Below are 24220 nucleotides of genomic sequence, written 5' to 3' on the forward strand. Positions count from 1 at the left end.
CTATCTTGGTGTTGTAAAACCGACGATCGTGAAAACCGTCATCCTGTTGGCCCCGCTGTTATCGTTGCAGACCTTTGCCTGGTCGCAGACTTCTCTCCAGGTAAAAGGGAATTACGCCCTTTTGAACCTCCATACCGGCAGCTTTTTGGGTATGGGGGCTGCCCAAAAAATCGTCCTTGACAAAGCGACGACCACGCATTGGAACGTCCAACCCCTGGACGGGGGTGGCTATACCCTAAAGGAGACCGCTTCGGGCAATACGCTGCAACCGGCCCGCGGCAGGAAGAAGGCGGGTGAGGCCCTGGAGATGAAACCCCAGGATGGGAGCGACGCCCAGCAATACGAACTGATCGAAGCGGAAGGCGGGCAGTGCTGGATCCGGCTGAAAGGAACCGACCTTTACCTCACGGCCTCGGGTACCGCAGTTGTTCTGCAGCCCTTTCAGGAGGGGGACCTTCAGCGCTGGAAACTCCGCCCATGACCTATACCGAAATCATACCGGGTGAACGGCTGAGGCCGTACGTGCAGTGTTACTATACCTTTGAATCGGAAGGGACGGGTACGCTGGAGGATACGGTATTCCCCGGAGGGCCGATGGAGATCATCTTTAACATGGGAGAGGGGATCTGGCAGGCAGCTTCCGAGACAACGCCCGCGGTGGAACTCTGGGGCAAACTGACCCAACCCCTGGCGGTGCGCTCGGTGGGCGCCAACAAGATGCTGGGGATCCGGTTCTTTGCGCATACGGCGGCGTATATCTTACAGGACGAGGTCTCGGTGTTCAACGACCGGGTCTCCGACCTACGGGCACTGCTGGGAGCGCCGGTCGCCAGGCTGCACCAGCGGCTCCTGGAGACGGCACGATTAACAGACAGGATCGCCTTGATCGAGGACTTCCTTTGGACAAGGCTGGAGGCAGGGGTGCGGCTTCACCATATCGGCATGATCGAAAGCATGGTCCACGACATGAACGAGCCGGACCGTATGGAAACCATTGCCCGCCGCCACCATATTTCTTCGCGATACCTGCAAAAGCTTTTTTTACGGTATACGGGTGTCAACCCGAAACTCTATCACAAGATCAACCGCTTTCAGCAGAGTCTTCAACACATCACCAGGGACCCGTCGTCGCTTACGTCGATTGCGTATGAATGCGGGTATTTCGACCAGGCCCATTTTATCCGCGACTTTAAGCAGTTTGCCGGGATCACGCCGTCCGCGTATTCGCCGGAGGCGTACCCGGTGGGGCAGGCGCTGGCGCAAAATTAGCCGGGGCCACACGGTGGCGGTGCGCCGCGGGCACGCGCGGAGGTGCCCCATGCGGCGGCGGCCGCGCCTCGCGCGGCGTGTTCCGTTTTATACAATTTCGCGCGGCGCGCGCCGCGTAGCTTTGCCTCATGACACACTTCAAAGACCTTCACCGCCCGGGCCACCTCCTGGTGTTGCCCAACGTTTGGAACGCGCGGAGCGCCGCGATATGCCAGGGCAAAGGATTTCCCGCCGTCGCGACGTCGAGCGCAGCGGTTGCCCATAGCCTCGGGTACGAGGACGGGGAAAACATGCCGTGGGAAGACTATCTTTTTGTGATCCGCCGGATACTGTCGGTGCTCCGCATCCCCTTGTCCGTAGATATAGAAATGGGCTATGGGGCGACGGACGAAAAAATCTTGGACAATGTGCTCGTGCTGGCCGGCCTGGGCGTGCAGGGGATCAATATCGAAGACTCGACTTTTAAAGACGGCCGGCGGGTGCTCAAAGACCCAGCGTCGTTTGCGCGCACCATCGAACGGATAAAGACCCCGGAGCTTTTTATAAACGTCCGTTGCGACACCTACCTCCTGAACGTCGATAACAAACGGAAGGACACAGAAAAACGCTTAAAAGCCTACGCGGCAGCCGACGGCATTTTCCTGCCCTGTATCACGGAAGAAGCGGACATAACGGCGGCGGTCTTTGCAACCCCTTTGCCCCTGAACGTCATGTCCGTCCCGGGCCTGCCAGACCAGGATACCCTAAGAAGGTTGGGCGTGCAACGGCTGAGCATGGGAAGCGCCCTTTTCGACCGCGTGTATGCGCAATTAGTATAGCCATGGAAAATGCCCGTCGTGATCCGGCGGGCTTTCCCCGTATCTTCGCGGAGCGATGATCTTTAATGCTTACCTTTGAGGCGACTATCTACGAGACCATGGCAGAATCCACCAGCGTATTCCACAACAAAGACCTAGGAACCAAACAAAAAGCGCTTGCCATCAACCTCGACCCCCTGATATACGGTTCCTTTGCCGAGATCGGCGCCGGTCAGGACGTAGCGGCTTATTTTTTTAAGGCGGGCGCGTCCTCGGGGACCATCGCCAAGACCATGTCGGCGTACGACATGACCTTTTCCGACGTCATCTATGGTGCCCCGAAAGGACGCCGGTACGTGAGCGAGGCGCGGCTGACGGCCATGCTGGAAAAAGAATATGGTCTTCTGATCGAGCGCCTGGCGGAAAACAGGGGGGACAGCACGACGTTTTTTGCTTTTTCCGACACCATGTCGGCGCTGAATTACCACAAAACAAACGAAGGACATGGGTGGATGGGTGTCCGTTTTCAGCTGACACCAGGCGGACAGTTTAACGACGTGGTCCTTCACGTGAAATTATTAGACAACGACAATGTTTTACAGCAAAACGCGGTGGGTGTGCTTGGGGTAAACCTGATCTATGCTTGTTTTTACTACCATACCCAACCCGATATTTTTCTTTTGTCGCTGATGGACAATTTGTCCAGGGACTCGCTCCAGATCGACATGATCCGGTTCGAGGGGCCTGATTTCCACAAGGTGGACAACCGGCTGATGAGCCTGCACCTGGTCAAATACGGTTTCTCGGACGCGGCCCTTTTCGGACCGGACGGTAAAAACATGCAGCCCTCCGAGGTCCTGTACAAAAAGAACATCGTCGTGATCCGCGGCCGTTTCCGCCCGGTCATCAACGTGCACATGGACATGCTCAACACGGGCGTCCACCAGTTTATGCAGGAGCCCGGTGTGGACAAGGAAAATACGGTCGTTGTCGCCGAGCTGACCCTACAGGCATTGAAGGAAAAGGGCGCCGACGAAAACGCGGACATCGACGAAAAAGACTTTCTCGACCGGGTGGATATCCTTTGCGCCCTGGGGCAAACGGTGTTGATCTCCAACTTCCACGAATATTACAAGCTGGTGGCCTATCTCTCGAAGATCACCAAGCTCCAGATGGGCGTGGTCATGGGTTTCCCCAACCTGGAATACATCTTTTCCGAAGAACACTATAAGGACCTGCCGGGCGGTATCCTGGAATCCTTTGCCACCCTCTTCAGCCGGAAGGTCAAACTCTTTATCTATCCCACGTTGCGGAACGGCGTGATCTACAATTGCCTCCGGTTTAACCCGCCTTCCCATCTCGTGGACCTGTACCGCTACCTGATCGCCAACAACAAGATCGAGGACATACACCACTACAAGGAAAGCAACCTCCAGGTCAATACCGACAAGGTCCTGCAGATGATCAAACAGGGGACCGAGGGATGGGAGGAATTCGTCCCCGCGGAGGTCGCGTCCATCATCAAAGAGCGTTGTTTGTTTGGATACGCATGCCAACCCACCTCATAAAAGCTTTTAACGACACCATCTCACAGTGGATCGAAGCACTCGATCACTATACCCCCGGGATGCTGGTGTATGCACCGGCGCCCGGATCATGGTCTATCGGTCAGGTATATACGCACCTCATCGATGATACGGGCTTCTTTGTCACGCAGATGAAAGCCGCGCTGGTCACGGACCAGCAGGGCGCTATGCACGAGGACGGTCAACGGATGTTCGCGCGGGGCGGCTTCCCGGATGTGCTTATAGAAGGTCCTGCCACCGGCAAGGTCCTTCCTCAGCCGGAGCATCCGCGGCAAGCGCTTTTAGCGATCCGGGAAGAGGTGAACCGGCTCGATTTCACGCGCCCGTCCGGGAAAACCCGGCACCCGGGATTGGGCTACTTCAGCGCCCTGGAGTGGTTGCAGTTTGCGGAGATGCACCTGCGGCATCATCTCCGGCAGAAGGCGCGGATCGACGCGGCTATAGCTGCCGGATATACGAAACTTTGACAGGTCTGGCAAAGATTGGGGCTGTGACGTATATTGGGGTATGCTGCTCCACAACAAAAATGCCGTGATCTACGGCGCCGGCGGTTCCCTGGGTGGGGCCGTGGCCAGGGCCTTTGCGGAGGCGGGTGCGAAAGTATACCTGACGGGTCGACGTTTGGAGACCATGCCCGCGATACGAGGGGCCGAGGCCGACCAGCTCGACGCCTTCGACGAATCCGCCGTGACCGCCCACCTGAAAAAGATCGGCCGCGTAGACATCTCCTTTAACGCCGTCGGCATAGACGTCGTACAAAACAAACCCATGCTGGAGATCGCGACGGAGGATATCCTTTCCGTCGTCACCCGCACCATGCAAACCCGGTTGATCACGGCCAAGGCCGCCGGGTATTGCATGATCCGGCAGGGGAGTGGTGTCCTTTTATTCCTCACCGCCACCCCCGGGGGCATCGGTTATCCGAATACGGGTGGCTTCGGACCCGCGTGCAGCGCGGTGGAGAGCCTGTCGAGGAACCTGGCGGCGGAGCTGGGACCTTATGGGGTGCGCGCGGTGTGCATCCGCTCCGGGGGATCGCCCGATTCGAAGGTCTTTGCCGACGCGATCGAGCGATACCCTGAAGCCATGGCGGATATTCTCCGAACCATGTATGCAGACGCTATGGTTAAAAGACTGCCCACGATGGCGGACATCGCGAACACGGCGGTTTTCCTGGCGTCGGACCTGGCGGCCGCGATCACGGGAGTGACCGTCGACGCCACCTGCGGCACTACCGCGGGGCTGAACTACCGTGCTACGAAAGGGGACGTTAGCCCAGTAATTCATCAAGGTTCCCGAGACCCATCTTAAACCCTTGCTCAAAGCCCATTTCGACGATCCGTTGGAGGTCCGCTTCGCTGTCGAAACCGATCTCCACGCGTATGGCGGTACTGTCGCCCGCGGCCTTGAATTCGGTAAACCAGTGCATCCGGGGCATGGCCGGATTCAGCTGACCCTGCTCGTCGCAGAAGCCGTTCAATACGGAAAAGCTCTTTTGGGGTTCGATGGCCTGGAACGCCACCATGCACCAGTGTTTTTCGCCCTCGGGGCTGACCATGGCGTACAACCAGTGACCGCCCGGTTTGAAGTCCATGGTTTTTGTTTCCGCCTTCCAGGGCTTTGGCGCCCACCATTTGTCGAGCTGCTGGCTATCGGTCCATGCGTGCCAGACGCGCGCCAGGGGGGCGTTGAAATCCCTGGTCACGATCAATTTTTTGCCGGTAGGATCTTTGGCAATCTTTGTTTCGAGTGTGCTAATCATATTTATAGGTTTTTTAAGACATCATCCAACTGGGTAAAACGGTCGCTCCACAGTTTCCGGAAGGGTTCCAGCCAGGCATCCACTTCCCGCATCTTCCCGGTGTCGAGGTGATAGTAGATCACCCGCCCCGAGGGCCGCTGGGTCACGAGCCCGCACTCGACCAGCACACCGATGTGTTTCGACACGGCCTGCCGGCTGCAATCAAAATGTTCCGCCAGCTCGTTGGGCGTCTTGGCCTCTTTGAGCAACATGCCCAGGATCGCTCTTCGCGTCGGATCGGCGATCGCCTGAAACGGATCCCTCCGGGTTACCCATGTCATAATCTGCTACTTTATGGTTGCAAATATAATACGCAACTGTGATGTTGCAAATACCTATTTGGGACAAAAAAAGGGGGGGATCGTGACATCCCCCCCAAAGGCCGCGGCGCCGGGCGCCCCAAAGCGGCGCTATTCTTTAACCAGCTTTTTAACCGCGCTCCACGCCCCGATGCGCACCCGACAGATGTACACCCCAGCTGAAAGCCCCGTCGCATCGATATTAACTGTCTGCGACGGCCAGTTCTTCTGTACGACAAGCTGCCTACGGACCGCCCCGTAAAGGTCGATCAGCTCAATCGTCATGCTCCCCGTATGCGCGTTGGTCACCCCGAGGGTAAACGAACTCCGGACAGGGTTGGGATATACGACAACACCGCTGGCGGTATCCAGCACCGGTGTGACCGCAAGGGCGAGGGAGGAAGAAGTGTCGGTAAATTCCATCCAATGGATGTTCCAATTGGTCGTGCCGGTGGAAAAGAGTTGCAGCGTCTGGGAACCGGCGGGCAGGGTCAGGTAGGTACTGACGGTCGTCCATACCTGGAAACCGCTGGTCATGGGGACGGTCACGGTGCCGAGTACGGTACCGCCGGCATTTCTGACCTGGAAGGCCGCGCCTTTATATAATGCGGCGACGCGGAAGCTGGCCTTGTACGTGCCGGCGGCGGCGACGTCTACGGCATAGTCCATCCAGCTTCCCGTGTTGATCCAACCGACATTCAGGCCACCGGCGGAATCCGTGGTGGCTTGCGTCTTGACACCGGCGGACGCGGTGTCGTAGGTGGAGGCCTGGATCGTCCCCGGTATGGGGCTGCCCACGGCGGCGGTGGGTGTAGCGACCTGCGTCTTATATTGAAGCGCCCACTGGTAGATGCTCATCCCGTTTTGCGAAAAGGTGGGATTATAGAACTGTCCCCAGCAGCAGTGCCCGCCCACATAAGAGGTCGAGATCATCGATCCCGGTTTGAGCTGGTTACAGGTCTGGGCCAGCCTGAGCGTATTTAGGCCCTGTTCGTCGGTGGAGCCAAAGGCCCAGCCGCCGATGCCGTCGGCCACGATCGTATCCGCGGCCTCGGGCATGAGGGTGATAATGCCGTTTTCCGACATGGGGATGATGGCCGCGACGTGGTGGGTGTGGTGGAACGACAGGAAATTACCTCCGTTGGACATCGTACCGCCAAGGTACTCCAGGCAAGTCTCCCCGCCGTCGGAAAGGCCTGTGAAATACACGCGGGTGGTGTCGATCCGGTAGTGTGCGTAGAGATAGGTAAGGATGTAGTCGGCCTCCTGACCGGTGGTCGACCCCTGTACCCCTTCGGGGTTCGCCTGGGGGGACACCACGATGTACTTATACGATTGCCCGTCCTTTGGATTGACAAAGCTGGAAGGGAATGTACCCTGAGCGATGAAATAGGCCGGGCCGCCCGCGGTGGAACTGGTATAAATAGAAGCGGGATTGGCGCCGCCTTCCCCGGCGCCATGAAAAAACATCATCAGCGGATACGCCGTACCCGTTGACGTATAGTCGTTGGGCAGATGGAGGATGGCGTTGAAGGTGTCGCCGTTGGCGTCGATGGGGACTTTGATAATGGTCTGGTCGCCTTGACCGTGACATAAAAAGGGAACTAACAACAGAGCGTGTAACAGTTTTTTCATATCAAATGGATTTTAACCTCTACTCCTTCATGGAGCGAGTCATTGAAAAAGCAATCGGTGTGTCATGGAAGCTCTACGGCGTGTACAGCGCCAGGCGCGGAAATGCGCGGCCTTGGCGGTGCAAAAACTATGCTAAAAAGAGGATGCGTTCAATATGCTTTGGAAATCTTTTTTGAAATTTTCCCCGTACAATTGTTGGTACTCTTTGACAAAAGAAGTGTACGCCTGCTTGGCAAGGGAATGTTTTCCCAATTGCACCAGCGTTTTGCACTTGAGGATCATGGCGTCCTCATTGACGGGATCGAAAAAGAAAATACTATCGGTGATCTCCAGCAGAAAGTCGGGGTCGGGGTTGCCGTGTTTTACAAAATGCAGCAGGGTGTCGATGACGCGGTTGGATACGTCGGATTTAAAGGCGTCGAGCCAGGGATATTCCACGCCCGTGAGCAGGCTGCCCCTTTTGATGATGGCCACCAGCGCGCTTGCTTCGTTTTTGTGGAGCGTGTGGAACCTGAGGTAGTCGACATAAACTTTACCCGGATCGAGGGTGATCTTCCAGTAGCCCGTTTCCTTCGACAGGTCACAGCCGCCGATGCGGTCCAGGAGGGCCTTTAGCTTTCCGATATTGACCGACCGGTTGTTGCGCGCGCTTTTCTCCGTTTTGTCAAACCAAAGGATTTCGTCCAGTTTTTCGGAACCGATGCCGTGTTCGTTTTTGATGGAGTAGAGAAGGATCAGCAAAAACAATTGTTTGAGCAGGGGCGAGAATTGTTTGGTCAGGTCTGTTCCCTCTGCGTCGAACACCTGGAGGTCGCCAAACAAAAAGATCGAGGCGGAAGGGTGGGGGGCCACTGCCGTCGACACAGACGGTGCCGCATGGACGCGTTTTTTTGCCGGCCGCAGGAGCAGGAAAAGCCCCACGAGGCCGACGGGCAACAGGAAATACCAGAAGACGCTTCTCCCGGCGGGTGCTTCCGCCATAGCCACGGTGGCCGGTTCGGCCGGCGCATCCAAAGAATAAATACGGGCACTGGTATGCGAGGGACCGGTGGACGAGCTGTCCTCGAAAAAGATGACCGCCACAAACTGCCGGGTCACGGGGCTATAATACAGGTCGGTGAAGGAATGTATGTCGTGGAAGGGATAGGGGATCTGGCCCGCCAGTGCGGTGTACAGGGGCATGTCCAGCGACCCTTTGATCAGTTGCAGGTGGGAGTGGAATTCCTGGTTGTTATACAGGAGGCCATAATAGGAACGGTCGTGTTCGTCGATCACCAGGGAGTTGGCAAACGCAAAATCCTGCTCCCCCGGGGCCAGGGCAAAACGCCTCTCAAAGGTCCGGGTCCGCACGTCAAAACGCAACAGGTCATACAGGTTACGGGCATTCATGATCTGCTCCCCGCTGGAGCTCCCCCGTCCGCCGAGCACATAAAGGGTATCCCCCTCGGCGGTGGCACCGGCGGCGGCCAGGTAGCGGGGCGTCAGCGTGTCTCCCTTTGTATCAATGCGTTCCCAGGTACGGGTGGGGATATGGTAACGGAAGACCGTGTTTTTGTACTTCATGTGACCGTACCCGTTGAGCACGTAGATGGAGGTATCCAGGGCGGAAGCAAACTTGTTGACGTGCCAATAGTTGATGTCCCCGGGCAGATAGGCTTTGTCCCAGCGGCGGGTGTTGAAGTCAAAGGCGGAGACGAGTTGCTGGTCGGGATAGAGGTTATACAGTTGGTGCACAAAGGGATCGTACAGGGACTGGTTACCCGCCAGCAGGTATTGCCTGGTCTCGTAGGGGATGGTCTGGACCCTGCCGCCGGGAAGGGCGTAGACGGTCACGGAGTCCCGGCCGACCAGGTACAAAAGGCTGTGCCGGGCATCAAAGGCACAGCTCGCCGCGCCGTCGATCACCAGGCTGTCGATGAGCCGCCACTGGCTATGGGTGCTTTTGATCCACAACGGGTTTTGCACAAGACCGGTCAGGCCTCTTTCGGTTTCGGCGGCCGTCCCCCCCTTGTCCTCGTCCAGCGGCCAGTGGTACAGCAACCTGCCCTCGGAGGTGATTTGGACATTCCGGATCTTCATCGGGGGCACGTCGCCGGTTTTGAACTGGGGTACCGTACACGCGCCAAAGGAGATCCGGAAACTATCGGTGGGGGACAGGTGCATGCCCGGTTGGATATAACACGCCTTGCCGACGTACAACAGCAAACGGTCGTGTGTAAAGTCGATCGACAGGCGGATGGTGTTCCAGGCTTCGAACATCCGGTTGCTGTCGAGGATAAAAGAAGCAAACGGCGGTTTGTCCCCCACGACCGCCCGGAAGTGTCCTTCCGGGAAGTTGACCTTGTCAAAAAGGAGGTCGATGTTCTGGGTATTGTTCCGGACGAGCCGGAGCACATAGCCAAAAGAGTTCTGGTAACCCGGGAGGTACGAAAGGTCGAAGGTCAGTTCTGTATTGTGGGGAAAAATGAGGGGTTTCTCCGCCGTGACGTTTAGATTCGTCCGCCGGTCCTGTTCGTTGTCGTTGTTATAAAAGCCTAAACCCTGTCCTTCCCCTCGTTGCGCAACTAATATAAGCAGTAAGTATAATGTGTGCTTGGCCAGATTCATACAGCCATATTAATAATTTTTGAAAAATTTTGTCTTAATGGGCCACAATTAATTAATCATTATTCGATTATTATGCCTCCCGCGCTAGTTTCAGGTCTCTAAAACTAACGACGTGAAAAGATTGCTTGTTTGGCTTTCCTGCCTCGCCTTCCTTTCTTTTGCCCAGGCCCAAAAAGTCCCGATCCGGGGAACCGTTCTTAATGAAAAGAACGAGCCCATGGAAGGGGTAACGGTCGTTCTCAAGGGCAAAAAAGTGTCCACGCTGACAAAGTCCGATGGACGCTTTATGATCAATGTGGACGATCCCCAGGCGGACGTTCTTCAGTTCTCTTTTATTGGCTATGGGTCAACCGAAATCGCCCTCCGGGGTCAAACGGACCTGCACCTCAGCCTGTCGCCCTCGTCCAAGGACCTCAAGGACGTGATCGTCGTGTCCGCCCTGGGGTTGACCAAACGACAGAAGGCGATCGGCTATTCCCAGCAGTCGGTTGATGCTGACCGGCTGACGGAGGCCCGGGATGTCAACATCACCAACGGACTCGCCGGGAAAGTGGCGGGTTTACAGGTGACGACGACCGGGCAGCCCGGATCGTCCACCCGGGTCGTGATCCGGGGCGAAAATTCCATCACCGGCAACAACCAGCCCTTGTGGGTCGTCGACGGCGTTCCTATCCAGAACGACATGGGGGATACCCGGGGAGACAACCTCGACTACGGCAACGGGGCCGAGGACCTGAACCCGGACGACATCGCCTCCATCGAGGTGCTCAAGGGGCCCAATGCTGCGGCCCTGTATGGGTCGAGGGCCGCCAACGGGGCGATCCTGGTGACCACCAAAAAGGGTAAGATCGGGGACAAGAACCTGGGGATCACCGTGAACCAAAACACGATGTGGAATTCCATCAGCGAATTCCCTGCGTATCAAAACGAATACGGCGAAGGCGCCAACGGTTTGCTCGTACCCAATGCGAACTACATCGTTCCAGGGACGGGCGCCGTCAAAATGGGTTCCAGCGGGAGCACCTGGGGGATGCCGATGCTGGGGCAGCCCTACCTCAACTTTGCGGGCCAGCCCATCGCCGGGGGGTATTCGCCCCAGCCCGGGAACATCGAATCGCTGTATAAGACAAGCGTCACCAACACCTCGAACATCGGGGTCAGCAAGGGGGATGCGAACGGATCTTTCCGGTTGTCCTATACCAATGTCTACAGCAACGATGTCCTCCCCGAACAAAACCAGATCCGCCGCAATAACGTCAGCCTGAGCGTGACCCGCAAGATCAACTGGCTGACCCTGGACAGTTGGATCCTGTTCACCAACCAGACCACCCACGACCGGACGGTCCGGAACCTGGACCCGGCCAGCCCGATGTCGGCGTATGTATACATGCCCCGCAGCTTTAACCTGAGCGCCCTCAGCCCCTGGGTCAACCCGGCCACCGGCAACTCCTACGCGCTGGGTAGCGTCAACAGCATCGAAAACATTTACTGGTCGCTGTACGAGGACAAAAACCAGGACACCCACAACCGCCTGATCGGCGGGATCACCGCCACGAGCCGGATCAATTCCATGCTAAGCCTCCGGCTGCAGGGCGCCACGGATATGAACTTCCTAAGCTCCTGGCAGTACCGGGAACTGGGGGGGCTGCAAACACCGCAAGGGTCCTACAGCGACCTGGAGCAACACTCGCTCAACGGCGACTACTCCGCGATGCTGATGTTCAACAAACGGTTCAACCCCACCTGGACCCTCACTGCCAACGCGGGGGCGGAGATCGTGACCAACAGCAGCCTGGCCAGGACCCAGGCGGTCAACAGCCTGCTGGTGCACAACATGCCCTCCATCAGCAACAGCAATGCCGTCCCGACGGTATCGGAAGCGGAATCCCGCACCAATACGCAGTCGATATTCGGAAACGCCACGGTGGGGTATAAAGACTTTCTTTTCCTCGATGTCACGGGACGGAACGACTGGTCGTCCACGCTGCCGGTCAACAACTGCTCCTTCTTTTACCCCTCGGTGAGCGCCAGCTTTATCTTTAGCGACTTCATCCGCAACCATGACCTGCTCAGCTACGGCAAGCTCCGCGCGTCCTGGGCACAGGTGGGCAACTCCGCTCCCGCCCAGGCGCTCATCACCCCTTATACGTATGGGGGACTTTTCCTTGGGAATCCGTACATCTATTATACCTCGAACAACCAGCTCAACAACCCCAACCTCAAACCGGAACAAACACGGTCCCGGGAGGCGGGGGTGGACGTGACCGTTTTCCACGACAAACTCACTTTTAGCGGAACGGTCTACAGCACCAAGGCATTCAACCAGATCATCACCGCCCAGACGGCCCCGGAAACGGGTTTTAGCGCGCAGATCGTCAACGCGGGCCAGATCACCAACAAGGGCATAGAGCTGTCCGCGTCCGGTACGATCCTCCGGCGCCGGCGGTTCCTCTGGACCGCGCTGGCCAACTGGTCGATGAACCGCAACAAGGTCGTCGCCCTGGCGCCGGGGGTAAATACCTACCAGCTCGGCTCAAACCTCGGGGTGCACGTGAATGCCGTAGTAGGGCAACCCTATGGGTATATGCAGGGCAACGCCCCCTACATGATCGGGGATACCACGCTCGTGCAGGCCAACGGCCGGACCGTGGTACAGCCCAATACCTACCTGGGCAATTACCACCCCGACTGGATCGGCTCCGTGGGTACGTCGGTCTCGTATGCCGGTTTCGACTTCTCCATCCTGTTCGATATAAAGTGGGGCGGCAAGATCTATTCCGCCTCTTACGGACGGGCCAACTTTGCGGGGGTGACCCAGGCCAGCCTGATCGGACGTGATCAGTGGCTGTTCAGCTCCATCATCCTCGGGGAAAACGGCAACGAGCAACAAGGCATCGGGCAGACCGTCGGGTCGACGGTCACCCGCTACGCAGACTCGGGCCGTGTCAAAGGTGTCCAGTACCACAACGCCTACCTGATCAAGGTAGATAGCAAGGGCAATCCCATCCTGGATAAAAACGGCCGTTACGAGGTGGGGGCCAAAAGCACCGTCTGGATGAACCCGACCACCTACGAGTCCGACATGGTGTTGAACAACACACCGGCGATCACCTTCGACGCCACCGACGTCAAGGTCGGGGAACTGGTACTCGGCTATACCATCCCCCAGCAATGGATCGCGCGCTGGCCGGTCCGCGGCATCCGCATGGCCTTTGTCGGCCGCAACCTGCTGACGATCTACAAAAAAGTGCCCCAGGGGATCGACCCGGAAGCCGCCAATTCCTCCGGCAATGCCCAGGGGATCGACGCCGGCGATTCCTTTCCCACCGCCCAGTATGGCTTTGACTTAAAATTAAACTTCTAGTGATGCGAAAAGTATTTGTCTATATAGGTCTGCTGGTGCTGTGCGCCTGCACCAAGAACTTCACCACCCTCAACCAGGACCCCAACAAATTCACTGTCGTGGCCCCCGAAGCCACCATCGAGGCCGCGGTCCGGTCCCTCAACATCCAGATGTCCACCTACAACTATACCAAGTACTGGGATATCGGCAACCTCATCTGGGTGGGTTCCCGCTACGACGTTACCGACGCCGGTCTTTGGAAGACCGCCTACAACAACGTCCTGGAAAACCTGGACCAAACGATCACCACCTATGGAAGCGACTCCCTGTACAACAACCGCGTACAGATCGCCCGCATCCTGAAGTGGTATACTTTTTCCATCCTTGTCGGGCAGTTCGGACCCATTCCCGTCCGCCAGGCCAATAACCTCAACTATCTCAACACCATTGCTTTTGACAGCGAGGATTCTACTTATTCCTATATCCTCGACAGCCTGAAGGACGCCACGACCCGGATCGTGCCCACGGGCGACAAGCTCAGCTACGACGTGGTGTACAACGGCAACCTGACCAGTTGGGTGCACTTTGCCAATACCCTCCGGCTGAAAATCGCGTTGCGTTGTATGAAAAATCTGAACGCCGCCGCCGTTGCCAATATCCGTGACTGTATGACGAATGAATCCAGCTTGATCCAGTCCGAGGCGGAGACCGCGAAGATGGCGTACGAGAACGTTACCAACAACCAGAACCCGTACTGGCTGTTCTTTATCAATTCCAACAGCTACTACCCGTATTCTTCCACGGGCCACAACATTCCCCCCAGGATGTCGGAGTTTATGAGCGTGTTCATGCGTTCCTACAGCGATCCCCGCATGCCGGTTTACTTCGACTCGGTGACCTCGCATACGGCCCGCTTCCAGGTGACGGATACGCTCCCCAGCATTTTTGACGACTCCATGCGGATCGTCACCTATGGCGTTCCTTTCCTCGGAAAGCCGCTGTCCGCCACGTATACCAGCCTTCTCCCCAACTGGAGTTCCTCCCTGACGGGCCAGACCAATCCCCTGTCCGGTATCAACGACACCGCCTATTCGCTGGTATCCGATGCCGTGATCAACAACCCCGTGCGGCCGCTCATCATGCTCTCTTACGCGGAGTGTAACTTTTTGAAAGCCGAGGCCGCCCAACTGGGCTTTGGAGGCGCGTCCACCCCCCAGCAGTACTACCAGAACGGGATCGCCGCCAATTTTGCCTACTGGGGCCTGTCGTCCAACCAGCTCGCCACCTACATGGCGCAACCCGGCGTACAATGGGGCACCGTCAACAACAACGCCTACTGGGACCTGCTCGACCTGACCAATGCCAACATCCCCGACATCCTCCACCAGATCTGGGCCCAGGAATGGATGAACTATTTCCCCGACCAATCCTTTGACGCCTGGTGTCTGCAAAGACGGACGCGGTTTTTTACTTTTCCACCGGAGCTCAACCCGGGTGGGAACGCCAGCTACACGTCGCATACGCTTTGGATGGACGTGCCGGGCCGCGGTTCCTATCCCAGCAACGAGTCGGCTTTGAATCCGCAAGGGTACAACCAGGGCGTGGCCGACCTCGCGCTGAATCCTTCGAATGCCTCCCTGATTGTCAACAACGAATACAACCCGGATATACAGTTGAATTTTTCCAAGCCCAATGTGGTGCAGGACTGGAATACGTTTGCGCCAACCGGGTATGATGTACGGTTTCTTCAGAAGTGGTATGGGCCAACTTTCGAGTCTTTGAAGGCGGCCGCATTGAGCGCCAAGTTTTCTTACACCCTCCTTTCCACCTATCATCCTTAAACTTATGTACAAATATCTTTTGTTATTCCTGGCTTTGCTGGCGCTTTCCTGTAAGAAGTGGCCGTTCCTGAAGAACAACGAGGGGCCGTCGCCCAGCAGCAGCATCCTCGCGTATACCATTCCACAGATCTTTGTTACCAAAGACTATACTGTTGGTGCGTTTTATTACAACAACACGACTTTCAACCCGGCGGTGAAGCGCGTGCCCGTCGTCGGGCCTTACAACATGCCGGTGTCTCCTGCGATCATGACCACGCACATCGCGCAGGCACAACGGGCGGGTATCGACTACTTCCTGTTTGCCTACCGGTCGCCTACCAAGGACACGGCCAACTGGCATCATGATTCCACGCTGGTGCAGACCTTTGTGAACGTCAATTCGTCTATGAAGTTCGCGCTTGCTTATAATTTGAACGCCGGTGCGCTGGGCATCAGCAACACCAAACCCCTGGAAAGTCAGCCCACGGCGCTGGCTAATTTTTTAGCGGATTTTGTTAGGGCCGCTTCGGCGTTTATGAACAACCCGAACTACATGAAGGTGAACGGCAAAACGCTCTTGTACATTGAGGCCGCCGAAAATATGTATTCCAACAACAATATTGCGATCTACGATTCCATCCGGAATCACTTGTCTGCTTTGGGCTTCGCGATGTACCTCGTCGGTATGCAGGATCCCTGGTCGCCCCCCGCCCGGTACATCGACCGTTTCGAGGGCTGCGTCGACGCCATCTATCACAACAGCCTCAGCGGAAACGCCGGCCTGACCTCCTGGGACCGCTGGTACGTGCTGCCCCAGGCCATGGACCAAAACTGGGAATACTCCAGGGCCTACTTCCGCGACAGCATGGGCGGGATCAATTATATCCCCGACATCAGCCCCGCCTGCGACCCGACCATCACCACCCCCTCCAGCACCAACCCCGTCTATCCCCGGACCGACAGCGGCGCGCTGTTCCGCCAGCTTTGCAACGTGGCCAAGATGAATGCCGATACCATCCCCGGCGGGATCAGGATGGTATTGATCGATTCCTGGAATCAGTGGCAGTATGATATGCAACTGGAGCCGGATACAACGAATACGCACGGCGTAAAGCCCTATGGGGAGTCCTACTTGGATATTGTGCGGCAGGAATTTAAAACGAAGTAATGATGTATAGACTGGTTTTATGGGTGTGCTTGTTGCCTTTGTCTCTTGCGGCCCAGCAGATGGACGTGCGTTCTGTTATTGGTCGGGGGCTTTGTACCGTTACCGACGGAGTGTTGCGGACAAAGGATGCGTATGCTTGTTTTGGGGATACTGCCTGGAGGGATTATCAGTTTAGCTTTCGGGCATCCGGCGTGGGCTCCGTGGTGCCCGCCGGTGCCGTCCATATTTGCGCCGGGTTCCGCGCCCGGAACAGGGACGATCGCTACGTCTTCGGGCTAAAGGGTGGGCGCTTTAACGCGCTCTACCTGGAACGCCTTGGGTTTATGGGGACCGACGACTACCTGGCGCTACGGCCGCTGGAGTTCCCGGTGACACCGGGGACCTGGTACCGGTTCCGGGTCCAGGTGCTGGGTGACCGCATCCGGATTTTTCTCGGGGACGAGACCCTGCCGCGCATCGACGTCCGGGATCCGAACACGGGGCTTTGTCCCAATGGGCAGGTGACCCTGGGGGGAAGCTATATTCCTACGGAGTATGCGGGCCTGGAGGTGCAGCCGTTGACGGCTATGCCGGGGCGGGTACGCGAAGGGGAGGCTTCCGCGGCCAAACGGCGCCGCCTGGAGCGGGCCGCTTTCCAGCCCGTGCGGGTCTCTTCTATTGGGGCTGGCCGCACGGAGGTCTCGCTGGACGGGAACTGGTTGTTCGAGCCGGGGTACGAGCTGCCCGACGCCGAAGAGGCCACTTCGGTGACCCGCTCCGACCAGGGCTGGCACGTGCTTCACGTCCCGGACTTCTGGAACCCCAGCCGCGTATGGCTGCACGGGGAGAAATACAAAGACGACAGCAAAGGCGCCTCGGACAAATATTATCAGCAGGAGATTGACCGGTGCGAAGCCTATACCTTCGACTATAAACGGACCGACATCGGCTGGTACCGGCAGTGGATCGAGCTGCCGAAGAGTGTTGCCGGCAAGCATATCGAATTGTCTTTCGACGCCGTATCAAAGGTCGCAGAGGTCTGGGTGAACGGACAGGCAGCCGGCAGCCATATCGGCATGTTCGGGAACTTTACCCTCGACGTATCCAGTTTGCTCCATCCCGGTAAAAACCTTGTGACGGTAAAGGTCCTCAAGGAATATGTACAGGACATAAAGGATGCGGATAAGGTGGCGGATGTGGCCGTCACGGTGGAAGTAACGCAGCGGATGATCAAGGACCTTGCGCACGGTTTTTTTGTCGACGATCCCGCGGGGATCTGGCAGCCCGTAAAGCTTACCATCACGGACCCCCTGCATATTTCGGATGTGTTTATCAAACCGGGGTTGACGGGAGCGGATATGGAGGTGACGGTCCGCAATGATGGACCCAAGGATAAAACTTTTGCCCTGCGGACGGCGATTGATTCCCTTTATACCGGGTTGTCGGTCCCTAACCAAACGATCAAAGCGTGGGATTCCGTCACCCTGCGGTATGCCGTCGAGGGGCTACACCCCCGGCTCTGGTCCCCGGAGGACCCCCAGTTGTACAACTTCCGTTTTTCCACCGGTTCGGACACGGTCACCGTGTGTTCCGGGTTCCGGACCTTCGAGGCGCGTGATGGATTTTTCTACCTCAACGGCCACCGGTACTGGCTAAGGGGCGCCAACCAAACCGCGATGCCCCTGGGGCCCAACGATGGCCGGCTGGCAGACCGGTTTTGCCAGTTGATGCACGACGCCCACCTCAACGCAACGAGGACCCATACCGTCCCCTTTACCGAAACCTGGCTGGAGGCCGCCGATAGGGTAGGGCTGGGCGTAAGCTACGAAGGCACCTGGCCCTGGCTGATGATCGAAAGCACCATGCCCTCCCAGACATTGATCGATCTTTGGGCGCGGGAGTTCCTCGACTTGTTGCACAAATACCGCAACCACCCCTCCCTGTTGCTGTGGACCGTCAACAATGAAATGAAGTTCTACGACAACGACCCCGACATCGAGCGCGCGAAGCTGAAGATGCGGATCATTTCCGCGGTGGTCAAACGCATGCGTCAAATCGATCCGACACGACCGGTCGTCTTCGATTCCAACTACCATCGCGGCAAACGTTTCGGCGCCGGCTTTTTCAAGGAGGTTGACGACGGCGATGTGGACGACATCCACATGTACCCCAACTGGTACGACAACTCCATCTTTGACCAGTTCAAGGGCGAGTTCCAGGCCAGGTATAAAAATGAGGGCAGACCCCTGATCAGCCAGGAAATGTCCACCGGCTACTCCAACAACGAAACCGGCCACCCCGTGCGTTTCTACACCTTTGTCCACCAGACGCCCCAGGCGCTGGTCGGCAAGTACGCCTATGACTATGCGGACCCCTCCCTGTTTTTAACCACGCACGCCTTTATCACCAAAGAGCTCGCCGAAGCCTTCCGGCGCACCGACAGCCTGGCGTCCGGCACCCTCCACTTCGCAGCCATCACCTGGTTCCGGAATGTCTATTCCGCCGACAGCATCCAGCCATACCCCGTGTATTACGCGATGCAAAAAGCGATGCAGCCCCTGCTGGTGTCGGGGGAGCTTTGGGGGAGGCACTTTTATGGCGGGGCGCGGTTGCCCGTCAGGGTGTGTGTGGTGAATGATCAGGATGATCGTGTGCTTGCTGAGCCTTCGACTTTGCAGTGGAGCATCGAAAGCGTTGCCGGGCCGGCTTCCGGCGGCGAACCGCGGGTGCTCGCCTCCGGGTCCGAGTCCCTCGGGTCCGTGCCCTACTACGGGCGCCGGTGGCTCTCGCCGGAGGTCACCCTTCCGACCGTCAGCGGGCGCGTGGACGCGCGACTGGTGCTCAAAATCGTCCGGGACGGGCGAGTGTTGTCCTCCAACGATTATGCGATCGTATTGGGCGGTCGGTCCTGGGCCGCGGGAACAGCCGGATCGAAGTCCCCGGCGCCGGTGTCCATCCTCGATTATAGCGGCCGGTTGTCCGGGGTTTTGGATACGCTTGGTATTCCTTACCATCGATACACGACCCTGACCGACGCCTTGTCTTCGTCCGGCCCCCTGATGCTTGCCGGGCTGAACCCGGGTGATGACCCGGCGCGCATAAGGGCGTTCGTATCCGGGGGAGGCCGGGTGCTCGTGCTGAACCCGGGTAGCCTGGCGGCTTCGTTATATCCGCGTTACATAAAGGGGGTATTGGATAGCAAAGGCGAGATCATGAACATGGATATACCGGAGTCTCCCCTGTTCGACGGTCTGGAACCCCTGGACCTCCGGTATTTTAACGACAACCTGCGGGAATCGCCCTCCGTCTGTGCAGGGGCCTTCCAGATCAACCGCGGGGCGGGGCTTGAGGCGCCGCTTTCTTATACGCGCGTACACGGTTACCTGCAAGGCGACATAGCGCAACGTGAAGCGAAACTGGAAACGTTGAGGGGTTTTCCGGTCGTCCTGATCCGGGATAAAGGAGGCGCGATCCTTTCGGAAGTGCTGTATGAGAAGGCGGTGACCGATCCTGTGGCCGGGAGGCTGCTGGGGAATATGATCAAAATGTTGCAGACCGGATTTTAACCTTGATGGGGCATTGATGACCATTGCCTGGTTGTCCAGCCCCACCGGGAAGGTTTTTCAGCGCCTTAAATTGGCATCAACTTATAGCTTGACATTAGGGGGTATTGTCAATGTATAGCTTGACGCCAATTTGGGGCGATGAAAATACCCTCTGGGTAGGTGCTCCACGACGATTGAGCCGCTGCCGGATCGCACCACTATGGCCCCGCCACCGCGCTCACCTGCCCACTATTCACACTCTCTCCTCCATTGATATGCCCGGAGGTGACGACATAGTAATACGTGGTACCCGGTGTCAGCCCGGTATCGGTATACCCGCTTCCCGTAACACCGGCGGCCACGGTGGTGTAGGGGCCGCCGTTCGTAGTGGAGCGCTTGAGGTTATAGCAGGGGGCGTCCGTCACCGCCGACCAGTTGACCTGGATGGAGGCGCCTGCGAGCGCGTGGGGCGTCAGGCTCGTGGGGGGCGTCAGCACCGGCGGCGTGGGCCGTGTGGCGGTCAGCGCGATTTGTTTGCGGAACATTTTGGCGCCGTCCCCGCTGACGCGCATGTAATAGTCGGCCGAACAGGCGGTGCCGTCTTCGTTCAGACCGAGGATATTGGTGCCGGAGGGGACGGCAGCGGTGGTTTCGGCCGTAGCGACGATCTGGTTGCCTTCTCCGAATTCGTCGAACATGGAAATATAGAGACCTTGCGCCCCGGCCCTGGTTGTATTATAGAAGTTCCGCCAAAGGAGGTCTCCATGCACCCGCTGGTGCATCGAAAGGTCCCCCGGGAGGACGCAAGGCTGGTAGTCAATGCCGTTGCTGACGCAATCGGCTTCATCGGGCACCATGAACGTATTGTATACGTTGTCTGCGTCCGAAACACTGCCAATGGCGCCGATGAGCCAGGGCGAAAGCATATTGAAAGAATGATAGACTGAGAGGAACCCGGACCGGGAGCCGCCCGTACCCGTCCTCCATTCCCGGGGGACGCCCCCGATCACATAACAGCCTTGTCCCTTGAAAAAATTGATCACGTCCTGGCAGGCGGCCGCCGTAAAATTGTGGTTGGCATCGTTGAACCCGAAACCCCAGATACAAACGACGGGTTTTCCATTCTGGTGGGCGTAGGCGCTGGAGGAAGTATAGGCGCTCATCTTGCCGGTCCAGTCGGTTTTGATCTCCGTTTCCATATTGGTCCACCCGGTCACGTCATACATGATGTAAAACTTACGCCCGTAAGTTTGCGCGGCCGTTTGGACCTTGGCCGTGATCCCGTCCCGGATAGGTCCTTCGGGGCTGTTGGGGTTGAACCGCTGGAGGGCGGCACCGTCAAGACCGTTTTGCTGCATCCATAGGAACTGGGTGTTGATGGTGGATTGGTCCCAGTCGGAGAAAAGGGTGGAGGGCTGACCATCGTTCAATGGACTATAGACAGAGGGGTATCCATTTGTATACTGGCGCATATCCGGCCAGGCCTTATAGTTGGGATCCACCGAACCCGGCCAGTGCCACCAGCCGTTCCAGGGGGAGCCGTCGCCGGGGGCGGCAAACCAGGCCTGGTAGCCGACGGTGACTTTGCCCACCACGTCTCCCGGTCCGGAAACGGAGAGGGCGCCATTACCGGCCTGGTTGGCTGTTGAATGTTTGGCACAATGGGCGGTCAACAGAAGTATGACCGGTAAGCTAAGCATCGTTTTATATTTCATAAGGCATAATGTAGTCAGCTCACCTTAATAGGGGACCTAATTTTTATATAATTAATGTTGTTTTGTAAAAAAAAGTTTATATATTGAACTACCATTTGAAACCCGTACGATTATGAAACAGACCTTTGCTTTCCTCCCAAATCTTTCTCCCCCTGCCCCTGACGGGGTTTTCCCAAGACACACCACCCATCGTTTCCCATAGCCGGGACGCGAAGATCGATTTTCCGAACCTTTGACCAGGTGACCGGCCAGGCAACGGGCGGCGCATGCTTGCCCGGGAACCGGGTGGCCTCCCCGTGCCCTTTCGGACTGCTTAACCTCCCCTATGCGAAAATGGCTATCCATTGTCTTGTTGTGTTGCCTCCACTGCGTTGGAGCGCTGGGAGGGGATTTTCGCTGGGCAAGGGACACGACCATCCTGGTCAGGGACACGGTGGGACCGCCGGACTCGGCAACGGTCTTTGTCCTGTCCTATAGCCGCGGTTCCTGCAAGACGTCGATCTGTACCATGGACAGCTACCCCACGCATTATTCACCGATCGAGCCGGAAAAAAATCCACCTGTCACCGTGATCGCCATGAAAACAAAAACACTACATCGTTATCCACACGGGGATTTTACCTACGATTACTCGCTTCATTCCTCCCCGGACACGTCTTACCCGGGCAGCAGCTTCGTACAGCACCAGGTGACCGCCAACGTCAGCACGACCCTCCTGGACAAATACCCCGTTCTTTTTCATGCAGGGGTTTTCCAGACGAACATACCCTACATCAACAATTACATAGACGCCAACGTCCAGTTCGACCGTCGGACCTACGGGTCTTCCCTGCTCAACCAGGAAGAGAACCGGATCCTGGGGCGGATCCGGGGGGACGAGCAAAAGGACAGCCTTTTGTACGCCTCTTCGGTCAGCCGGTACAACAGCAACCAGTCGCTGTACGGTTGGTTGAATTCGGACAAACAGGTGCAGCAACTGATCAGCAGCGCCAACGTGTTGAAACAGGATTCCCTGCAAGGGGATTCCGCAGCGAATGGCGCGCTGGCGCAATTGCGCGGGATGACACCCAACATGCCGTCGGCTTCCGTCGCGCAGGCGCTGTCAGCGCCCGCGGTGCCAAAGCCGGGCCTCCAGGATACGTCGAAGCTGAACAGTCCGGACACCAGCGCCGTGCAAAATGCTATCGCCTTCATCCAGGAATATGATGGCAAGCTCTCCGCATGGCAAAAATCCCTCAAATCCCAGGACTCCCTTCAACACCAGTTCGACAGCTCCCGGAACGCCCTCCAGGCCCGCAAGGACTCAGTAGACAAATTGTCGAACGCGGGCGACCTGAATGGCTTGAAAAAGATGTACCCCGATAGCTCCAAAGGTGGCGGCAGCTGGCTGCTGGGCATCCGCCAGGCCTCCATCGGCAGGAGCAGTGTGAACTATACCGAACTGTCCGCCAAAAACATCAGCGTTCTGGGGGTGAACGTGGAATACTGCCGCCACTACTATGCTGCCTTTGCCGCGGGGAAAATCGACTTCCGCTACCTGGACTTCCTGACGGGAACGTCTTCGCCCAACCAATATGTAATCCTTGGTCGGTTCGGTGTGGGCGAACCGGAACACAAACACCTTTACTTCACCGTATACACGGGTACCAAACAGACCTCGTATGTGAACACGAGCGGCGCGCCCGACGTCAACCACCTCACGGGAATCACCCTGGAAGGACGCTTTCCGATTGACAGGAATACGTACGTTACCGCCGAGGTGGCAAAGTCGTCTTACCCCCAGTACATCGCCACCGGCGCCGCATCGGGTAAGATGTTAAGCTTTGGAGATCGCGCCAACGAGGCCTATTCCCTTCAATTTTTCAGTTATATCCCCTGGTCCGACACCCATATCTACGGGATGTACAACCGGATGGGGGTATACTTCCAGTGTTTCAACCTCTTTAACAATAATGCAAATACCAGCACCTGGCAGGCCAGGGTGGATCAATATTTTTGGAGGAAAAGGGTGGTGGTGAACGCGTCCGTCAAGCGCGACGACTATTCGACCCCTTTTGTTGTCAACAATTACGACAGCAAATCGGTCTTTTATTCCCTCCAGGCATCGCTGAGGTTACCAAAGCTGCCCGTCTTTACAGCGGGATTCCTGCCCTGTTCCCAACTCACCAGCGTCAATGGCCAACTGGTGGAAAACCGGTTTTATACCCTGATGGGCTCCGCTACCTACGCCTACAAATTGCGCAGCCTGCTCATGACTTCTTCGCTGGTATATACCCGGTATTTCAACAGCAGCAACCAGGCCGGCTTCTTGTTCTACGACGCCCAAAGCTGGTTTTTTAATCAAACCATCCTCTTACACAACCTGACGCTGAGTGGATCGGCCACCCTTACCAAAAGCCCGGGCTACACCCTGTTGTCCGCGGGCCCCGGTGTGCAGTGGCGGATCAGCCCGGTCATATCGGCGGGAGGCGGCATCAAATACAACAGCCTGAACGGGACGCCCGAACCCTTAGGCTACAACGGCAATGTCAGCTGGCAGATGAAGCGCCTCGGCAGGCTCGCGCTGTCCTACGAACGGGGGTATCTGCCCAGCCCCAGCGGGCGGCTGTTCCAAAACGACTGGGGGCGGGCGACGTACACAAAAACATTTTAAAAG

16 protein-coding genes are annotated in these 24220 nt (G+C 57.3%); 11 read left to right on the top strand and 5 right to left on the bottom strand.

All coding sequences use genetic code 11. From position 1 onward, the window contains the following. The first annotated feature begins 28 nt into the window (after positions 1 to 28). The 6 genes from EDB95_RS15350 to EDB95_RS15375 all read left to right on the top strand — a co-directional run bounded on the left by EDB95_RS15350 (position 29) and on the right by EDB95_RS15375 (position 4963). Entirely contained in the window at positions 29 to 481 is a 453-nt protein-coding gene (locus EDB95_RS15350) for an RICIN domain-containing protein (protein ID WP_133994683.1), read from the top strand. Beyond that, on the top strand, positions 478 to 1269 hold the full coding sequence (locus tag EDB95_RS15355; protein WP_133994684.1) for a helix-turn-helix domain-containing protein: 792 nt from the start codon (positions 478 to 480) through the stop codon (positions 1267 to 1269). Before EDB95_RS15350 ends, EDB95_RS15355 begins: the two co-directional genes overlap by 4 nt. Before the next feature lie 128 nt (positions 1270 to 1397). After that, entirely contained in the window at positions 1398 to 2087 is a 690-nt protein-coding gene (locus EDB95_RS15360) for an isocitrate lyase/PEP mutase family protein (RefSeq protein ID WP_133994685.1), read from the top strand. 98 nt (positions 2088 to 2185) lie between these two features. Continuing rightward, a complete protein-coding gene (locus EDB95_RS15365) occupies positions 2186 to 3634 on the top strand; it encodes a TonB-dependent receptor (RefSeq protein ID WP_133994686.1) in 1449 nt (482 codons plus the stop codon). Next, positions 3616 to 4119: a DinB family protein gene (locus EDB95_RS15370; RefSeq protein ID WP_162852624.1), complete on the top strand. Its 504-nt coding sequence runs from the start codon at positions 3616 to 3618 to the stop codon at positions 4117 to 4119. The genes EDB95_RS15365 and EDB95_RS15370 overlap by 19 nt, the downstream gene beginning before the upstream one ends. A 40-nt stretch (positions 4120 to 4159) precedes the next feature. Continuing rightward, positions 4160 to 4963 (top strand): SDR family NAD(P)-dependent oxidoreductase, encoded by an 804-nt coding sequence (locus EDB95_RS15375; protein WP_133994688.1) that lies wholly within the window; start codon positions 4160 to 4162, stop codon positions 4961 to 4963. On the opposite strand, the gene EDB95_RS15380 is transcribed toward EDB95_RS15375, so the two are convergent. The 4 genes from EDB95_RS15380 to EDB95_RS15395 all read right to left on the bottom strand — a co-directional run bounded on the left by EDB95_RS15380 (position 4923) and on the right by EDB95_RS15395 (position 9994). Beyond that, a complete protein-coding gene (locus EDB95_RS15380) occupies positions 4923 to 5414 on the bottom strand; it encodes an SRPBCC family protein (protein WP_133994689.1) in 492 nt (163 codons plus the stop codon). The genes EDB95_RS15375 and EDB95_RS15380 overlap by 41 nt on opposite strands. A 2-nt stretch (positions 5415 to 5416) precedes the next feature. Then, positions 5417 to 5734 (bottom strand): ArsR/SmtB family transcription factor, encoded by a 318-nt coding sequence (locus tag EDB95_RS15385; RefSeq protein WP_133994690.1) that lies wholly within the window; start codon positions 5732 to 5734, stop codon positions 5417 to 5419. Between the two features lie 129 nt (positions 5735 to 5863). Continuing rightward, complete coding sequence (locus tag EDB95_RS15390; protein WP_133994691.1) at positions 5864 to 7387, bottom strand: carbohydrate-binding protein; 1524 nt, start codon at positions 7385 to 7387, stop codon at positions 5864 to 5866. 132 nt (positions 7388 to 7519) lie between these two features. Next, on the bottom strand, positions 7520 to 9994 hold the full coding sequence (locus EDB95_RS15395) for a Kelch repeat-containing protein (protein ID WP_133994692.1): 2475 nt from the start codon (positions 9992 to 9994) through the stop codon (positions 7520 to 7522). Between the two features lie 112 nt (positions 9995 to 10106). Between EDB95_RS15395 and EDB95_RS15400 the strand changes: the two genes are divergently transcribed. From EDB95_RS15400 to EDB95_RS15415, 4 genes are read left to right on the top strand one after another with little or no spacing between them, the layout of a single operon-like run. Then, a complete protein-coding gene (locus EDB95_RS15400; RefSeq protein WP_133994693.1) occupies positions 10107 to 13358 on the top strand; it encodes a SusC/RagA family TonB-linked outer membrane protein in 3252 nt (1083 codons plus the stop codon). A gap of 2 nt (positions 13359 to 13360) precedes the next feature. After that, a complete protein-coding gene (locus EDB95_RS15405; RefSeq protein ID WP_133994694.1) occupies positions 13361 to 15178 on the top strand; it encodes a SusD/RagB family nutrient-binding outer membrane lipoprotein in 1818 nt (605 codons plus the stop codon). Positions 15179 to 15182: 4 nt separating this feature from the next. Beyond that, positions 15183 to 16325 carry a glycoside hydrolase family 99-like domain-containing protein gene (locus tag EDB95_RS15410; RefSeq protein WP_133994695.1) on the top strand — a complete coding sequence of 381 codons (1143 nt, stop codon included), beginning with the start codon at positions 15183 to 15185 and terminating at the stop codon, positions 16323 to 16325. Beyond that, a complete protein-coding gene (locus tag EDB95_RS15415) occupies positions 16325 to 19870 on the top strand; it encodes a glycoside hydrolase family 2 protein (RefSeq protein ID WP_133994696.1) in 3546 nt (1181 codons plus the stop codon). The genes EDB95_RS15410 and EDB95_RS15415 overlap by 1 nt, the downstream gene beginning before the upstream one ends. A 197-nt stretch (positions 19871 to 20067) precedes the next feature. Here the strand turns inward: EDB95_RS15415 and EDB95_RS15420 are convergent, their stop codons facing one another. Continuing rightward, the gene (locus EDB95_RS15420) at positions 20068 to 21564 is read right to left on the bottom strand and encodes a glycoside hydrolase family 71/99-like protein (RefSeq protein ID WP_133994697.1); all 1497 of its coding nucleotides are present in this window, start codon (positions 21562 to 21564) and stop codon (positions 20068 to 20070) included. A gap of 325 nt (positions 21565 to 21889) precedes the next feature. Between EDB95_RS15420 and EDB95_RS15425 the strand changes: the two genes are divergently transcribed. Further along, positions 21890 to 24217 (top strand): hypothetical protein, encoded by a 2328-nt coding sequence (locus EDB95_RS15425; RefSeq protein ID WP_133994698.1) that lies wholly within the window; start codon positions 21890 to 21892, stop codon positions 24215 to 24217. The last annotated feature ends 3 nt before the right edge of the window (positions 24218 to 24220 follow it).

Origin of the sequence: Dinghuibacter silviterrae (assembly GCF_004366355.1) — a bacterium.
Lineage (GTDB): Bacteria > Bacteroidota > Bacteroidia > Chitinophagales > Chitinophagaceae > Dinghuibacter > Dinghuibacter silviterrae.

What these genes read in the sequence shown, in the direction of transcription:
- EDB95_RS15355 (WP_133994684.1), top strand. Translation starts at nt 478, where the DNA reads ATGACCTATACCGAAATCATACCGGGTGAACGGCTGAGGCCGTACGTG.
- EDB95_RS15360 (WP_133994685.1), top strand. Translation starts at nt 1,398, where the DNA reads ATGACACACTTCAAAGACCTTCACCGCCCGGGCCACCTCCTGGTGTTG.
- EDB95_RS15365 (WP_133994686.1), top strand. Translation starts at nt 2,186, where the DNA reads ATGGCAGAATCCACCAGCGTATTCCACAACAAAGACCTAGGAACCAAA.
- EDB95_RS15370 (WP_162852624.1), top strand. Translation starts at nt 3,616, where the DNA reads ATGCCAACCCACCTCATAAAAGCTTTTAACGACACCATCTCACAGTGG.
- EDB95_RS15375 (WP_133994688.1), top strand. Translation starts at nt 4,160, where the DNA reads ATGCTGCTCCACAACAAAAATGCCGTGATCTACGGCGCCGGCGGTTCC.
- EDB95_RS15380 (WP_133994689.1), bottom strand. Translation starts at nt 5,414, where the DNA reads ATGATTAGCACACTCGAAACAAAGATTGCCAAAGATCCTACCGGCAAA.
- EDB95_RS15385 (WP_133994690.1), bottom strand. Translation starts at nt 5,734, where the DNA reads ATGACATGGGTAACCCGGAGGGATCCGTTTCAGGCGATCGCCGATCCG.
- EDB95_RS15390 (WP_133994691.1), bottom strand. Translation starts at nt 7,387, where the DNA reads ATGAAAAAACTGTTACACGCTCTGTTGTTAGTTCCCTTTTTATGTCAC.
- EDB95_RS15395 (WP_133994692.1), bottom strand. Translation starts at nt 9,994, where the DNA reads ATGAATCTGGCCAAGCACACATTATACTTACTGCTTATATTAGTTGCG.
- EDB95_RS15405 (WP_133994694.1), top strand. Translation starts at nt 13,361, where the DNA reads ATGCGAAAAGTATTTGTCTATATAGGTCTGCTGGTGCTGTGCGCCTGC.
- EDB95_RS15410 (WP_133994695.1), top strand. Translation starts at nt 15,183, where the DNA reads ATGTACAAATATCTTTTGTTATTCCTGGCTTTGCTGGCGCTTTCCTGT.
- EDB95_RS15415 (WP_133994696.1), top strand. Translation starts at nt 16,325, where the DNA reads ATGATGTATAGACTGGTTTTATGGGTGTGCTTGTTGCCTTTGTCTCTT.
- EDB95_RS15420 (WP_133994697.1), bottom strand. Translation starts at nt 21,564, where the DNA reads ATGAAATATAAAACGATGCTTAGCTTACCGGTCATACTTCTGTTGACC.
- EDB95_RS15425 (WP_133994698.1), top strand. Translation starts at nt 21,890, where the DNA reads ATGCGAAAATGGCTATCCATTGTCTTGTTGTGTTGCCTCCACTGCGTT.